9 protein-coding genes and 1 pseudogene are annotated in these 14,436 nt (G+C 63.5%); 4 read left to right on the top strand and 6 right to left on the bottom strand.

Annotation, left to right across the window (positions count from 1 at the left end; all coding sequences use genetic code 11):
• Window positions 1-232: 232 nt before the first annotated feature.
• Window positions 233-332: pseudogene (locus tag LOY51_RS27075) on the top strand (hypothetical protein); the annotation flags it as partial.
• Window positions 333-1,423: 1,091 nt separating this feature from the next.
• Here LOY51_RS27075 and LOY51_RS08405 read toward each other — a convergent pair.
• Window positions 1,424-2,785 carry a PAAR domain-containing protein gene (locus tag LOY51_RS08405; RefSeq protein WP_258645674.1) on the bottom strand — a complete coding sequence of 454 codons (1,362 nt, stop codon included), beginning with the start codon at window positions 2,783-2,785 and terminating at the stop codon, window positions 1,424-1,426.
• A gap of 339 nt (window positions 2,786-3,124) precedes the next feature.
• Between LOY51_RS08405 and LOY51_RS08400 the strand changes: the two genes are divergently transcribed.
• The 3 genes from LOY51_RS08400 to LOY51_RS08390 are packed head-to-tail and all read left to right on the top strand — an operon-like array spanning window position 3,125 to window position 8,594.
• Window positions 3,125-4,363 (top strand): exonuclease SbcCD subunit D C-terminal domain-containing protein, encoded by a 1,239-nt coding sequence (locus LOY51_RS08400; RefSeq protein WP_258645672.1) that lies wholly within the window; start codon window positions 3,125-3,127, stop codon window positions 4,361-4,363.
• The gene (locus LOY51_RS08395; RefSeq protein ID WP_258645670.1) at window positions 4,360-8,004 is read left to right on the top strand and encodes an AAA family ATPase; all 3,645 of its coding nucleotides are present in this window, start codon (window positions 4,360-4,362) and stop codon (window positions 8,002-8,004) included. Before LOY51_RS08400 ends, LOY51_RS08395 begins: the two co-directional genes overlap by 4 nt.
• Complete coding sequence (locus LOY51_RS08390; RefSeq protein WP_125463284.1) at window positions 8,001-8,594, top strand: glutathione S-transferase; 594 nt, start codon at window positions 8,001-8,003, stop codon at window positions 8,592-8,594. The genes LOY51_RS08395 and LOY51_RS08390 overlap by 4 nt, the downstream gene beginning before the upstream one ends.
• Window positions 8,595-8,822: 228 nt before the next feature.
• Here the strand turns inward: LOY51_RS08390 and LOY51_RS08385 are convergent, their stop codons facing one another.
• The 5 genes from LOY51_RS08385 to LOY51_RS08365 form a co-directional block, all read right to left on the bottom strand.
• On the bottom strand, window positions 8,823-8,999 hold the full coding sequence (locus tag LOY51_RS08385) for a hypothetical protein (RefSeq protein ID WP_189654529.1): 177 nt from the start codon (window positions 8,997-8,999) through the stop codon (window positions 8,823-8,825).
• A gap of 303 nt (window positions 9,000-9,302) precedes the next feature.
• On the bottom strand, window positions 9,303-10,433 hold the full coding sequence (locus LOY51_RS08380) for a lactonase family protein (protein ID WP_190306039.1): 1,131 nt from the start codon (window positions 10,431-10,433) through the stop codon (window positions 9,303-9,305).
• Entirely contained in the window at window positions 10,399-10,686 is a 288-nt protein-coding gene (locus LOY51_RS08375; protein ID WP_125857934.1) for a DUF5629 family protein, read from the bottom strand. The genes LOY51_RS08380 and LOY51_RS08375 overlap by 35 nt, the downstream gene beginning before the upstream one ends.
• A gap of 167 nt (window positions 10,687-10,853) precedes the next feature.
• Window positions 10,854-13,247, bottom strand: coding sequence for an efflux RND transporter permease subunit (locus LOY51_RS08370; protein ID WP_125857933.1), 2,394 nt, complete (start codon window positions 13,245-13,247; stop codon window positions 10,854-10,856).
• Window positions 13,244-14,275, bottom strand: coding sequence for a WD40/YVTN/BNR-like repeat-containing protein (locus tag LOY51_RS08365; RefSeq protein ID WP_258645665.1), 1,032 nt, complete (start codon window positions 14,273-14,275; stop codon window positions 13,244-13,246). The genes LOY51_RS08370 and LOY51_RS08365 overlap by 4 nt, the downstream gene beginning before the upstream one ends.
• Window positions 14,276-14,436: the final 161 nt, after the last annotated feature.

Raw genomic sequence — 14,436 nt, 5'->3', positions numbered from 1 at the left:
GTGCTGACACAGGAGAGACTGGCCCGAAACAAACGGTGGGAGCGGGTTTACCCGCGAAGCGCCGCGCGGGCGGCGCTCGATCTTGTAGGCGCTACAACTCTTTCGGCGAACACATCAAGGCCGAAACTCCGATCCAACCTCAGCACCACACCCCTGGCTCCAATTCCCCCCCGATGAGTTACCATACCGCCCTCACCGATATGCCCCCTGCCGCTCATCCAACGGATCTTCCATGCGTCTGTTTCACACCTCCGACTGGCACCTTGGCCAGAGCCTGCATGGCCAGGAACGACTTATTACATGCCTGCTTCCTCGACTGGCTACTCGGCCAAGAGATCCCCCGACGCAGGTCCTCGTGCTACCCCAAGCTCAAACCACAGACTACTGCAAGGCATCAAAGCCTTACCTGAATTATCACTTTCTCAAGGTACAACCCTCACAAATGACACCAAGAGAAAAAGCATTCCCAGCCCTATAAATAAACAATAGCTACTCACTTTCATGCAGCATTTCAAATATTCAGGGAAATCTCGCCAGTCGTTAGCGTCCAACCATCCACGGCGGAACCCGTGTGATGGCCAAACCGCAGCAAGGCTCATAGCACTAACGATCAACATCCGAGACCGCAACCTCGTCGCCCCCCAAAGAACAAGCTCATCCTGCAGGCCACTGCTGCGCCCAAAGGCACGACACATGACGTGAAAGTGGCGTGAACCCGCAATATAGGCATTAACGACGAGCCCGACAATCAACAAAAGAAATGGAGTCACCAGCAACAGCAGCTTTACAACAACAGAGCCCCCACTGACATCAATCATATTCAGCATTATAAATAACCCCCATCGAGCTGCTAGCGTTCGGCGTTTTCTGCGCACAAGGAAAGCCCGCATGACCAGCAACCGCTTCAAGGTCATTGCCGCAGGTGATCGCTATGGTCTATCGCATCGTGATCTACCGCAAAGGCCAAGTCCTCGACGGTGACCGCATCACCACAACCTCCATTAATAGCCGAGATGATTGACCCCGCAACTATTATGTCCGTTTCAGCTCAACAAATAGCTCAATGACGGCTGCCCAAACCAAAGAAACATAGACACAGACAATAGCGGCTCTTATACGCCTCTTGAGATAGGCAGGAAAGTTTTGATAGTCCTCCGAATCCAGATCACCCCGCCTAATCGATAACCCTGGCCAGATTAGCACTCCCGCAATAGCACCCACCGTCATCAATCGGAGCTTTAATGTAAACCCCCCTCCTCGCCTCAACTCATCATGCAAACATTTACTTCTCTGAAGCGCTTCACACATCAAATCAAAGTGCCTCGAGGAAGCGATATGCGCACTGATTCCTATGCCTGTGAGCCCAGTTAAAAAGGGTGTAATCAATACTGCGATTTTCACACCTGCCGGCCAATCATTCAGATCAATCATAGAATGTCTCGTAAATTGTCTCTCCAACATACTCAGCGGCTTGCCCCAAGAACGAACTGCCTGCAAAAGAACCTGCCCCAACTGTTGCTATTGCGCAGACTGCTCGCCCCCACGGGCCGAAGTAGCAAACGTACTTGATTGCCGACTGCCCGGCCAAAGCGCCAGCTGTTCCTCCGGCCAACCCTCCAGCAAAGCTACCTGTCTCAGTGAACCGAATCCGTTTGCACTCTTCGGTCTCCCCCGCCCGGCACGCCTCGTAGATCTTCATGTACGACGATGTCGCCCCCACCCCCACCGCCACATGCCCGCCGTACTTCAGGTACTTGGTCATCTTCGCCACTTCATCCAGGTGCGTCGCATACCCAGGAATCGCCCCCGACGCGCCGGCCTTCGACCAGTGATGCACCAGGCTCTTGGTCGAGATCCCCAGCCCCCGGCGCAGGTCCTCGTGCTGCCCCAGGTTCAGGTACTTGCCGAGAAACGCGCTGCGCAGCTGTGCGTTCAGCTGGCCATACAGCGCCTTGCGCTCAGCGAAGAACTGCGGGCTGTTCAGGTGCCGATGCGCAATGAACTCGCGCTGGTGCAAACGCTCGATGCCTTTGAGTGTGTCTTCCACCTGACCCAGCCCCCGCGACAGCATGTCCTTGCCCACCCCCATCGACTGGCTCGCGCCGTTGAGCACACCGGCGATCTCGGCCATGTGTCGCATCATGAAGTCGGCTTCTTCGGTGCTGAGCTGCGCCAGCGACGCCCGGGCACTGCGGGCCGCTGCCATCAATTCGGCTTCTTCGCGAGTGCAGGCGTAGCTGTGCTCGGGGGCGCCAAGCACGAATAGCTCGCCCGCCTTGAAGCCCTCGTCGAAGGTGGGGTTGAGGCGACGCACCAGCGACAGCGGCAGGTTGCCCGGCAGCGCGGCCAGCTGTTGCAGCACCTGCTCGCCGGTCATGCTGCGCGGCACGATGTAGAAACCGGGTTGCAGCCCTGCAGGGGTCGCCATGGCGGCTTGTGGGGTGAGTGTGGCGCGTTCAGCAGCCACCGGTGAAGTGACAGGCGCCTTGGCCGGGGCGGCCTGCGAGGATGCGATCAGGCGGTTGCTGCCCAACGGGCAGCCACAGCGCACGCGGGCGCCGTCGACGACGGTGGGTACGCCATCCTGGAGGAAGCGCTGTTCGCCGTCGATGAGGGTGCCCACCTGTCCGCACTTCGGGCAGGCGGTGGTCTGGTCGCCTTCGAGCAGCCAGGCGCGGCCATTCACGTTACCCGCTGCGCGGTCTCCGATGCAGGTGGCGCCGGTGGTGGTGCGGTCGCCCACCAGGCCCTGCCCCTTGCCGAAAATCACGATGCGATAGGTCATGGGCGGTCACCTGCGGCGATGCCCTTGAAAGAGTTGCGGGTCATGCGGCCTTTCCTTTGTACGCAGAAAACGCCGAACGCTAGCAGCTTGATGACGCCTCCGACGGCACCGGAAGCGGATCAAGAAACGTCCTACAGCAACAGCAGAACACTCACTCGAACATGCCTTGTCCTTAACAAAAAAACTCCGCAAGAACGTATTGATATCTGTCAGAAGCTTTGGCCCACCTTTCGCCCCATTCTCAATCGAGGCGGCACAGCGAAAGCGAGCTTACCCCGCAATGGGTTACCATACCGCCCTCACCCAAATGCCCCCTGCCGCTCATCCAACGGATCTTCCATGCGTCTGTTTCACACCTCCGACTGGCACCTTGGCCAGAGCCTGCATGGCCAGGAACGCGACTTCGAACACGCCTGCTTCCTCGACTGGCTGCTCGGTCAACTGCACCTGCGCCAGCCCGATGCGCTGCTGATCGCCGGCGACATCTTCGACACCGTCAACCCGCCGGTCAAAGCCCAGGAACGCCTGTACGACTTCATCGTCCAGGCCCATGAGCAGCAGCCCAAGCTGGATATCGTGATGATCGCCGGCAACCACGACTCCGGCTCGCGCATCGAGCTGCCTGCGCCGCTGATGCGCCGCCTGCGCACCCATGCCCTGGGCCGGGTGCACTGGCTGGACGAAGGCCAGCTGGACGCCGAGCGGCTGCTGATCCCGCTGACCAACGCCCGCGGCAAGGTGGCAGCCTGGTGCCTGGCCCTGCCGTTCCTGCGCCCGGCCGAAGTCACCGGTCCGGCACTGGGGGACGACTACCTGCAAGGCATCACCCAGGTGCACGAGCAACTGATCGCGGCAGCGCAGAAAAAGCGCAAGAAGGACCATGCGCTGGTCGCCATCAGCCATGCGCACATGGCCGGCGGCAGCATCTCGGAAGACTCCGAACGCAGCCTGATCATCGGCAATGCCGAAGCCCTGCCTGCGCGGCTGTTCGACAAGGCCATCGGCTACGTTGCCCTTGGCCATCTGCACAAACCACAGAAGGTCAACCGCGAGAACCGCATCCGCTACAGCGGCGCGCCGATCCCGCTGTCGTTCGCCGAGATCAACTACCCGCACCAGGTGCTGGAAGTGGAGCTCGACGGCAGCGAACTGGTCAGCGTCGAACCACGCCTGGTCCCGCGGGCGGTGGCCCTGCAGCGGGTCGGTCCGGCCCCGCTGGGCGAGCTGCTGGTGCAGCTCGGCGAACTGCCGGTGATCGACCTGCTCGAAGACCCCAACCGCCAGCCATGGCTCGAAGTTCGGGTAGTGCTGGACGAGCCGCAGCCCGACCTGCGCCAGCAGATCGAGGTTGCCCTGCAGGGCAAGGCGGTGCGCCTGGTGCGCATCAGCGCCGAGTACGCAGGCGCGGGCCGCCAGGAAGACGACGAACTCGCCTTCGTTGAATTGGCCCAGATGACCCCGCAGGACCTGTTCGGCCGCGCCTGGCAGCAGGCCTACGGCAACCCCGCCGACGAGCAGGCCCTGGCCGATTTTGCCGAGCTGCTGCAGGACGTCCTGCACGAAGAGGAGCAGCCATGAAGATTCTTGCCATCCGCCTGAAGAACCTCGCCTCGCTGGCCGGGCCGATCGACATCGATTTCACCGCAGAGCCCCTGGCCAGCGCCGGCCTGTTCGCCATCACCGGGCCCACCGGCGCCGGCAAGAGCACCCTGCTCGATGCCCTGTGCCTGGCCTTGTTCGGCACTGTGCCGCGGCTGAACGACATTGCCCGGGAAGCCAAGGTGCCCGACGCCGACGGCGACATCCCCACCTCGGACCCGCGCAACCTACTGCGCCGCGGCACCGGCAGCGGTTTTGCCGAGGTCGACTTCGTCGGCATCGACGGCAGCCGCTACCGCGCCCGCTGGGAAGCCAACCGCGCCCGCGAGAAAGCCAATGGCAAGCTGCAGAATAGCCGCCAGAGCCTGTACGACCTGGACAGCGAACAGCTGCTTGGCAGTGGCAAGAATGAATACAAGCAACTGATCGAAGCGCGCCTGGGGCTGAACTTCGAACAGTTCACCCGCGCGGTAATGCTGGCCCAGAGCGAGTTCGGCGCCTTCCTCAAGGCCGACGACAAAGAGCGCAGCGAGCTGCTGGAAAAGCTCACCAACACGGCGATCTACACCCGCCTCGGCCAGCGCGCCTTCAGCAAGGCGCGGGAAACCGGCGAACGCCACAACGACCTGAAGAAGCAGGCCGAGCACCTACTGCCGATGGCAAGCGACGCCCGCGCCCTGCTCGACCAGCAACTGGACCAGGCCCAGCAGCAGTTCAAGGCCGACCAGGCCCGCCAGCGCCAGCTGGAACAGCAGCGCGTCTGGTTCGACGAACAACGCCAGCTGCAAGCCCAGCACGGCGAAGCCCATGCAGCCTTGCAAGCCGCCGAGCACAATTGGCAGCAACTGGCCGAACCGCGCCTCGACCTGCAGCGCCTGGAACGCCTTGCACCGCAGCGTCACCAGTTCCATCGCCAGCAGGATCTGGCCGGGCAATTGGCGCCGCTGGCCGTGGCGATTGCCGAACAGCAGCGCCAACAAGGCGAACTGCATAGCCGCACCAGCGAACTCGAGCAGGCACTGGAAACGGCGCGCCAGGCCCTGGCCCAGCATCAGGCCCAGCACAGCGATAACGCCCCGCGCCTGCGCCAGGCATTCGCCGCCCAAGGCGACCTCGCCCGCCTCGACAAAGAACTGGGCGAACAACGCGCAGCCTGCCAGCAGGCTGCGCAGGAAGTCAGCGACGCTGAGCAACACCTGCAGCAGTTGCAGGAAAACCAGCTGCGCAGCCAGCAGCAACTGGCGCAGATCGATGCGGCATTGGCCGACAGTGAACACCTGGGTAGCCTGGCCAACGCCTGGCAGGCCTATCTGCCGCAATTGAAGCAAGTGATGCTGATCGGCGGCCGGCTGGCCAAGGGCCGCGAGGAGTTGCCAGGCTTGCAGGCCCAGGTGAGCCAGGCCAATGCCCAGCTGCAAGCCCAGCGCGACAACTTCGAGATGCTGTTCCGCGAAGCCGGGGCCGAACCCCATGCCCTGGCCGAGCAGATCGACCTGCTCGGCGCCATGCTCCAGGACAACCGCAAGCAGCAGCGCGCCGTCGAGGAACTTGCCCGCCTGCATGGCCGTGAACTGGAACTGCGCCAGGCAATCGACGCCCTGCGTGACCGCCAGCAGCAGGCCATGCAGCAGCGCCAGCAACTGATCGGCGCAGGCACCGCGGCCAAGAGCGAGCTGGAAAGCGCCGAGCAGGCCCTGACCCTGACCCGCCAGTTGCTTGATCGCCAGCGCCTGGCGCGCAACACCAGCGTCGAAGAACTGCGCGCCCAGCTGCGCGATGGCGAGCCGTGCCCGGTATGCGGCAGCGCCGAGCACCCGTTCCATCAGCCAGAAGCCTTGCTGCACAGCCTGGGCCGCCACGACCAGGCCGAGGAGGAAGCAGCGCAGAAACAGGTCGAACACCTCAACGCCAGGCTGGTGGAGCTGCGTACCGAGTTGGGCGTGGTCAACGCCCAGCTCAAGGATTATCAGCAGCAACAGCTCACGCTGGGCGAACAGCTACAACCGTTGCTCGAACAGGTTCAGGCCCATGCCCTGTGGCCGGCGCTCGCGCCCCAGGACGACAAGGCTCGCAGCGCCTGGCTCGACGGCCAGTTGCGCCGCCTGGGCGACGAGATCGACCGCGACGAAAAACGCCAGGGCGCCCTGCTCGCCTTGCAAAAGGACGCCGCTCGCCTCACCCAGCAGTTGCAGGCTGCTAGCGAGGCCCAGCAACAGGCCCAGCGCCACCTCGACCAGCAACACCAAGCCCTGGCTGCCGACCAGCAGCAACTGGAACAGGGCCTGAACGACCTGGCCAGCGTGCTGCCCCAGGACATTCTTCAGGCCCTGCGCGACGACCCGGCCCAGGCCTTCCTCGGTCTTGACCAGCAGATTGCCCTGCGCCGTCAGCAACTCGACCAGCGCAAGGACGAACAGGAAGAACAACAGGCCCGCCAGCAGCAGCTGGACAAGCTGCGCGACCAGCAACAGGCCCGGCAGCACAATCAGCAACAACTGCTGGAGAAAATCGCCGCACTGGACGAACAGCGCCAGCAGGCCCAGGCCACCCTCGGCGAGCTGCTCGGCGAGCAGGCCAGCGCCGAAGCCTGGCAGCAGCATATGGAAGCGCAGTTGGAACAGGCTCGCGCCGCCGACGCCGACACTGCCCAGCGCTTGCAGGCATTGCGTACCCAGGGCGTGCAACTGGCCGCTGAACTCAACGCCAACAGCCAGCGCCAGCAGGCCCTGGAGCACGAGCACCAGCAGCTGCAGGGCGCAATCGCCCAATGGCGCAGCAGCCACCCGGAACTGGACGACGCCGGCCTCGACCGCCTGCTGGCCATCGACGACGCCCAGCTCGGTGAGCTGCGCCAACAGTTGCAGGCGGCGGAGAAGGCCATCGAGCAAGGCCGGGTACTGTTGCAGGAGCGCGAGCAGCGCCTGCAGCAACATGCTGCCCAAGCCCATGGCGAACTGCCGGTCGAAGCGCTGGAGCAGAGCCTCGCCGAGCTGCAACAGCAGTTGGTCGCCCAGGAGCAGCAATGCGCCGAACTGCGCGCCCAGCAGGCTGACGATCAACGCCGCCAGCAGGCACACCAGGCCCTGGCCGAACAGATCGACCAGGCCTATCAGCAGTGGCAACGCTGGGCACGCCTGAGCGCCCTGATCGGTTCCGCCTCGGGCGATGTGTTCCGCAAGATCGCCCAGGGCTACAACCTCGACCTGTTGCTGCACCACGCCAACAGCCAGCTACGCCAACTGGCCCGGCGCTATCGCCTCAAGCGCGGCGGCAGTGCCTTGGGCCTGCTGGTGCTGGACACCGAGATGGGCGACGAACTGCGTTCGGTGCATTCGCTGTCGGGCGGCGAAACCTTCCTGGTCTCGCTGGCACTGGCACTGGGCCTGGCCTCGATGGCTTCCAGCACCTTGCGCATCGAATCGCTGTTCATCGACGAGGGCTTCGGCAGCCTCGACCCCGAGTCGCTGCAACTGGCCATGGACGCTCTCGACGGCTTGCAGGCCCAGGGCCGCAAAGTGGCGGTGATCTCCCACGTACAGGAGATGCACGAGCGCATCCCGGTGCAGATCCAGGTGCGCCGGCAAGGTAACGGTCTGAGCGATGTCGAGGTGAGCGGGTGATCCTTTACTCGTTCCGCCGCTGCCCTTGGGCCATGCGTGCGCGCCTTGCCCTGCGCTATGCGCAGTGCCCGGTGGCGATTGTCGAGGTGGCGATGAAGAACAAGCCGGCCGAGCTGCTGGCACTGTCGCCCAAAGGCACGGTGCCAGTGCTTGATACCGGGGATGGGGTGCTGGAAGAGAGCCTGGATATCATGCGCTGGGCCCTTGCCCGACATGACCCCGAGGACTGGCGCCTGCTGGCCGACCCAGCGGCGGCACAACGGGCCGATGCGCTGATCGCGCGTAACGACAGCACGTTCAAGGCCCAGGTGAACCTGTACAAATATGCCGAGCGCTACCCCGAGCATTCCCGGGAGCATTACCGGCAACAGGCCGAAGCGTGGCTGGTGGAGCTGGAAAGCCTGCTCGAAGGCAGGCCTTACCTGCTGGCCGACCACCCGAGCCTGGCCGATGCCGCTTTGCTGCCCTTGATGCGCCAGTTTGCCGGGGTCGAACCTGAGTGGTTCGCCGAGGCGGCTTATCCGCGGGTGCGGAGCTGGTTGCAGGGCCTGCTGGAATCGGACCTGTTCAAGGCCATCATGGCCAGGTGAAGCAGCTTCAAGTTACGAGCCTCAAGCGCCAAGTCGAGCGGCTGACTCTGCTTTGTCTTGTAGCTTGAAACTCTGTGCTTGCAGCTCACAGCGCCAGGATCGGCGCCGACATCAGCAACAGCACTACCGCCGTGATACGCCACATCATGCTCTGCCCCCTGGAGAGTCAAAAATTTAGCGTCAAATTAAATCACATGGCGTTGTGCTATTACCAATGGCTTTACACACTCAATTGGAGTGCTTGCTCAGGGCGGCGTGGAAATGCGCACTCTGTTGCAGGTATTTGTCGGTGTAGCTGTGGGTAGTGGATGGCTTGCCGCTGTGTTCGGCCTGCGCGTGTGCTGGCAGCACGACCGAGGCGGAGATGGCGGAAGCGGCGATGAGCGAGAAAAGATTGAAGTTCATGTGGGCGGACCTCGACTTCGGTGGTTTGACGTTGGCCCGTCGGGGCCTTGGGTCAAAACTTACGCCGATGCAGCCGCTGTCTGAAATTCATTGCGGCAGTAGCAAATATCACGGCAATCGATAATTGCCTCGCCCTGCACTCTGCCTGTGGGAGCGGCGGTTCGCCGCTGCGATTTACCCGCGAAGATGAACCTAGGTGCCTGGCATGGGCTTTGCCCGTGTTCGCGGGCAAACCCGCTCCCACAGGAATCGCGCAGCTGTTTGAATGGCGAGCAAGACAGTTGCCCCCACAAGCAAGACTTATCACTCGAGGAACTTGAGGTCCGACGGCGCCGGCTGGTCGAACTTCTGTACGGTCTGGCCCAGGGTGCCCTTGCGCGGATCGCGGTGCATGACCACGATCTGGTTGCTCTTCTGGTTGGCTACCAGCAGGAAGTCGCCACTGGGGTCGAGGGTGAATTCCCGGGGATGATCGCCCTCCACCGAACGGCGCTGCAGCAGGGTCAGCTGGCCGTCGTCCTTGCCCACCGCATACACCACGATCTCATTGGCCGTGCCACGGTTGCTGACGTAAAGGAAACGGCCATCCGCCGACAGGTGCAGCCCGCCGGCGGCTTTGGCGGCGGGGTCCTTGAGGTCGGTCAGCGGCAAGCGCTGGCGCTCGGTGAGCGCGCCATCCTGGGCATCGAAAACCACCACTTCGGCGCTCATTTCCAGGGTCAGGTAGGCGTGCTTGCCCTTGGCGTCGAACAGCAGATGCCGCGGCCCGCTGCCCGGCGGCAGGTCGACCGCTGGCGGGATCGCCGGGCTCAGCGGGTGTTCGGGGCTGGCGCCGTCGTAGCGGTAGATGAACACCTTGTCCGCGCCCAGGTCGCAGGCGTACAGGTGGCGACCATCGGGCGACAGCACCAGCGAATGCACATGGGCACCGGCCTGGCGCTCGGGGTTGACCTTGCTCGGCGCATGCCGTGCCTGTTGCACCACCGCTTTGAGCTTGCCGTCCTTCGCCACCGGGATCACCACCAGGCTGCCGCCGGGGTCGGGGGCGACGGCGTAGTTGGCAACAAACAGGTAGCGCTGGTCGTGGCTGAGGCTGGCGTGGGTCGGCTCGTCGCCCTGGCTGGGTACCTGGTTCAGCGGTTTGATCTCGCCCTTGCTGCTCAGCGAAAAGCTGCTGGCATGGCCTTGGGCAGTCTCGTTGACCGCGAACAGCAGGCGCTGGTCGGCGGACAGCACCAGCCATGACGGGCTGACCGCCTTGACCACTTGCTGGGGCTTGGCATCGATGTGGCCGTTGCGCTCGTCAAAACCGTAGCGGTAGATGCCCTGGCTGGGGCCATCGGTGTAGCTGCCCACCAGCAAGGTGGCGGCGTGGGCATTGATTGCAAGGGTCATGAGGCTAGCGGTCAGCAGGCTGGTCCACGTCCGATTCATCGTCTTCTTCATCCGGGGCTCTGAAAGCACTCATACAGACTAGACGATGCTCACCCTCGGCAGAGGCCAGCCGCCAGTCGTCGCCCGCGCCAGTGGCGGCGGCGACTTGCTCGGGGGTGAAGGTCCAGCGGCGCAGCTGGCGACCGTCCATGCACTCGATCACAAGGCCGGTTTCGTCGAAGGTGAAGTCGAAGGCATGCAGGCCGTCGATCAGCAGCATGTCGCAGGCTGCGAGGGTGGTGGCGAGGGTCATGGGGACATCCGGGAAATTGGGCGGCCATTATAGCCATGGGGCTGCGCTGCAGCCCAATCGCCGGCAAGCCGGCTCCCACAGAGATCGCGCCATCTTCAAGGCCAGCGCAATACCTGTGGGAGCCGGCTTGCCGGCGATCGGGCCGCAGAGCGGCCCCTTGCTGAGGATCAGTGGGCGAAGATCGACCCGCCCTCCTTGCCCGCCAGCTTCTCCGGTTTGATCAGGAACCGCGCCAGCGCCGGCAGCAGCCACAGTGCGCCAAACATGTTCCACAGCAGCATGAAGGTCAGCATCAGGCCCATGTCGGCCTGGAACTTGATGGCCGAGAAGATCCAGGTGCACACGCCGATGGCCAGGCACAGGCCAGTGAACAGCACCGCCTTGCCGGTGGAGCGCAGCGTCTGGTAGTAGGCCTCCTGCAGTGGCAGGCCTGCGCGCAGGAAGCTCTCCAGACGGCTGTAGATGTAGATGCCGTAGTCCACGCCAATGCCCACACCCAGCGCCACCACCGGCAGCGTTGCGACCTTCACGCCAATGCCCATGAACGCCATCAGCGCGTTGCCCAGCACCGAGGTGAGCACCAGCGGCAGCACGATGCACAGGGTGGCGGCAAAGGAGCGGAAGGTGATCATGCACATCACCGCCACGCACAGGTAGACCAGGATCAGGATGGTCAGCTCGGCCGACTTGATCACTTCATTGGTCGCTGCCTCGATACCGGCGTTACCCGCCGCCAGGAGGAACTGCAGGCCGTCCTTGTTGTGGCTGTCGGCGAAGGCCTTGGCCGCGGCGGTGACCCGTTCCAGGGTTTCGGCCTTGTGATCGTTGAGGAACACCAGCACCGGTGCCAGCGAGCAGTCGCCGTTGTACAGGCCGTCGGCACGGGCGATGGAGTTGTTGAGGATGCCCGGGTTGCGCGACAGCGTCTCCCACTTCAGGCTGCCCTCGTTCATGCCCTTGATGACCTGTTTGGACACGGTCACCAGGGAGATGGTCGATTGCACGCCCGGGGTGTTGTCCATGGTCCACATCAACTCGTCGATGGGCGCCATGGTCGAGTGGATCGAGCAGCTCTCGGCCGGGGTCTTGACCATGATCACCAGCACGTCGGAGCTGGTCGAGTAGTTGCTGATGATGAAACGGTTGTCCTGGTTGTAGCGCGAGTCGGGGCGCAGCTCCGGGGCACCCTGGTCGAGGTCGCCGATCTTCAGGTTCTGGCTGTACCAGAGGCCGCCGGCGAAGGCCAGCAGTGCCAGCACGATGGACACCGGCGCCACCTTGGGGCTGGCGAAGTTGGCCAGCAGGCGCCAGAACGGGTGCTCGCGGGTAGCGTCCTTCTTGCTGCGGGCAATGGCCTTCTGGCTGATGCCGACATAGCTGATGGCCACGGGCAGCAGGATCAGGTTGGTGAAGACGATCACCGCCACGCCGATCGAGGCACCGATGGCCAGCTCGCGAATCACCCCGATATCGATGATCAGCAAGGTGATGAAGCCCACGGCGTCGGCCAGGATGGCGATCATCCCCGGCAGGAACAACTGGCGGAAGGTACGCCGGGCTGCGGTCAGGGCATTGTCGGCGTCACTGGACTGCAAGGCGATGCCGTTGATCTTCTGCACCCCGTGGGAGATGCCGATGGCGAAGATCAGGAACGGCACGAGCATCGAATACGGATCGAGCCCGAAGCCCACCGCATGCATCAGCCCCAACTGCCAGACCACCGCCACCAGGGTGGTGATCAGCACGGCGATGGTGCTGCGGATGCACCAGGTGAACCAGTACAGCAGCGCCCAGGTGATCACCAGCGCGATGCCGAAGAACATCGCCACCATCACCAGCCCGTCGATCAGGTCACCGACCTTCTTGGCGAAGCCGACGATGTGGATCTTGACGTTGGGGTTTTGCGCCTGGAACTTGTCGCGGATCTTTTCTTCCAGCTGATGGGAGAACTGCTGGTAGTCGAGCTTGACCTGCTTGCCTGGGTCCTGGGGGTCGGGGAAGCTCTCCAGCAGCGGAATGTCGACGATGCTGGACTTGAAGTTGTTAGCCACCAGGCGCCCGACCTGGCCGGACTTGAGCACGTTGTCGCGCAGGGTGTCGAGGCTGCCCTGCGAGCCGTTGTAGGTGTTGGGGATCACCTCGCCGCCGGAGAAGCCCTCTTCGGTGACTTCGCTCCAGCGCACGCTGGGGCTCCACAACGACTTGAGGCCGGCGCGGTCGACGCCGGGGATGTAGAACACCTCGTCATGGATCTGCCGCAGCGTTTCCATGTAGTCCTTGTCGAATATGTCACCGTTGACCGCCTCGACCGAGATGCGCACGGTGTTGCCGAGGTTGGCCAGGTCGTTGCGGTGCTCCATCATCTGCTCGATGAAGGGGTGCTGCAGCGGGATCATCTTTTCGAAACTGGTGGACGGGCGGATCTGCGTGGCCTGCCAGAACAGGAACAGGCTCACCAGCACGCAGATGGCGATGACCATGGGGCGGTTGTTGAAGATCAGGCGTTCCAGCAGGGTGGCCTTGTCCTTGTGCTGCATGTCGAAGCTCTCCCGGCTGGTCATGGGCGCACCTCCTGGGTGCCGTCGGCCGATGCCAGGTGCACACCGCCCTGCCCTACCAGCAGCAGGCCGCCGCCGGCAAGGCCGCTGACCCCGGCCAGGGCGACGCGGTCGGCGCGGTTGCGCACGCTGAAGCTCTGCCCGTCGTCATGGCTGCGCAGCACGCTGCCGCTGTTACCGACCAGTACCACGCTGCCGTCCTCGAGAAGCGTAGCGCTTGCCAGGCTGAATTCGAGCGGGCCACGTTCGGCCCGAAGCTCGATCGGCTGCCAGCTGTCACCGAAATCGGTGGAGCGGAACAGGTTGCCGCGCAGGCCGTAAGCCAGCAGGGTGTTGGGCTGGGCGGTACCGATCACGCCGAACAACGAGCCCTCGTAGGGGCTTTCGACTTTCGACCAGCTCTGGCCGTTGTCGCTGGAACGGAACATGCTGCCTTGTTCGCCGACGATGAACAGGCCGGCGTCCTTCACCAAGGTGATGGCGTTGAGGTGCAATTGATCGGGGTTGTCCAGGCGCTCGCCGACGTCTTGCCAGTGCTGGCCACCGTCGAGGGTTTCGAGCACCGTGCCATAGGCACCGACGGCATAACCCTGTTGCGGGTCGAGCATGCGCACATCGAGCAGCGGGGCTTCGCGGGAGCGGTCTTCGAACTGCTTGCTCCAGGTCGCGCCGCCGTCGCTGCTGGCGAGGATCTGCGCGTCATGGCCAACGGCCCAGCCGCGCTTGTCATCGAGGAAGAACACGGCGGTGAGCAGTTGCCGGGTGGGTACCCGGGCCTGAGTCCAGGTCTTGCCCTGGTCGTCGGAGAACAGGATATGGCCGCGGTCGCCGACCACCACCAGGCGCTTGCCTGCGTGGGTGGCACCGATCAACAGGCTCTGGCTGGCCTTGGCCGACTCCACCGAGTATTCCTCGGCGGCCACCGCCGCATCGACGCTGCCCGCCCATGCCGCCAGTGCCAGCGCCAGCATCGCGCTGGCTGCCAATGGCCAGGCGCCGTGCCGGCCCCGTGCCGTGATCCGCTCTCTCATGACTGCCCCTTTTGTGTTCTTGTGCTGGGTCAATCTATTGCCAGGTGCTGAGAAACCCTGTTCCAGAGCCCTGGAATAGCTTCGGGCCATCCTATCGGGGTAATCCGACAGAAAACAACGAGCGGGACGTTATGTTTTGTTAACCACAAAAACATTTGGGG

Source organism: Pseudomonas sichuanensis, from assembly GCF_024749065.1.
Classification (GTDB): domain Bacteria; phylum Pseudomonadota; class Gammaproteobacteria; order Pseudomonadales; family Pseudomonadaceae; genus Aquipseudomonas; species Aquipseudomonas sichuanensis.
This window is presented reverse-complemented; position numbering and strand designations above follow the sequence as displayed.

Coding starts and splice junctions, on each gene's coding strand:
- LOY51_RS08405 (WP_258645674.1), bottom strand. CDS start 2,785: ATGACCTATCGCATCGTGATTTTCGGCAAGGGGCAGGGCCTGGTGGGC.
- LOY51_RS08400 (WP_258645672.1), top strand. CDS start 3,125: ATGCGTCTGTTTCACACCTCCGACTGGCACCTTGGCCAGAGCCTGCAT.
- LOY51_RS08395 (WP_258645670.1), top strand. CDS start 4,360: ATGAAGATTCTTGCCATCCGCCTGAAGAACCTCGCCTCGCTGGCCGGG.
- LOY51_RS08385 (WP_189654529.1), bottom strand. CDS start 8,999: ATGAACTTCAATCTTTTCTCGCTCATCGCCGCTTCCGCCATCTCCGCC.
- LOY51_RS08380 (WP_190306039.1), bottom strand. CDS start 10,433: ATGAATCGGACGTGGACCAGCCTGCTGACCGCTAGCCTCATGACCCTT.
- LOY51_RS08375 (WP_125857934.1), bottom strand. CDS start 10,686: ATGACCCTCGCCACCACCCTCGCAGCCTGCGACATGCTGCTGATCGAC.
- LOY51_RS08370 (WP_125857933.1), bottom strand. CDS start 13,247: ATGACCAGCCGGGAGAGCTTCGACATGCAGCACAAGGACAAGGCCACC.
- LOY51_RS08365 (WP_258645665.1), bottom strand. CDS start 14,275: ATGAGAGAGCGGATCACGGCACGGGGCCGGCACGGCGCCTGGCCATTG.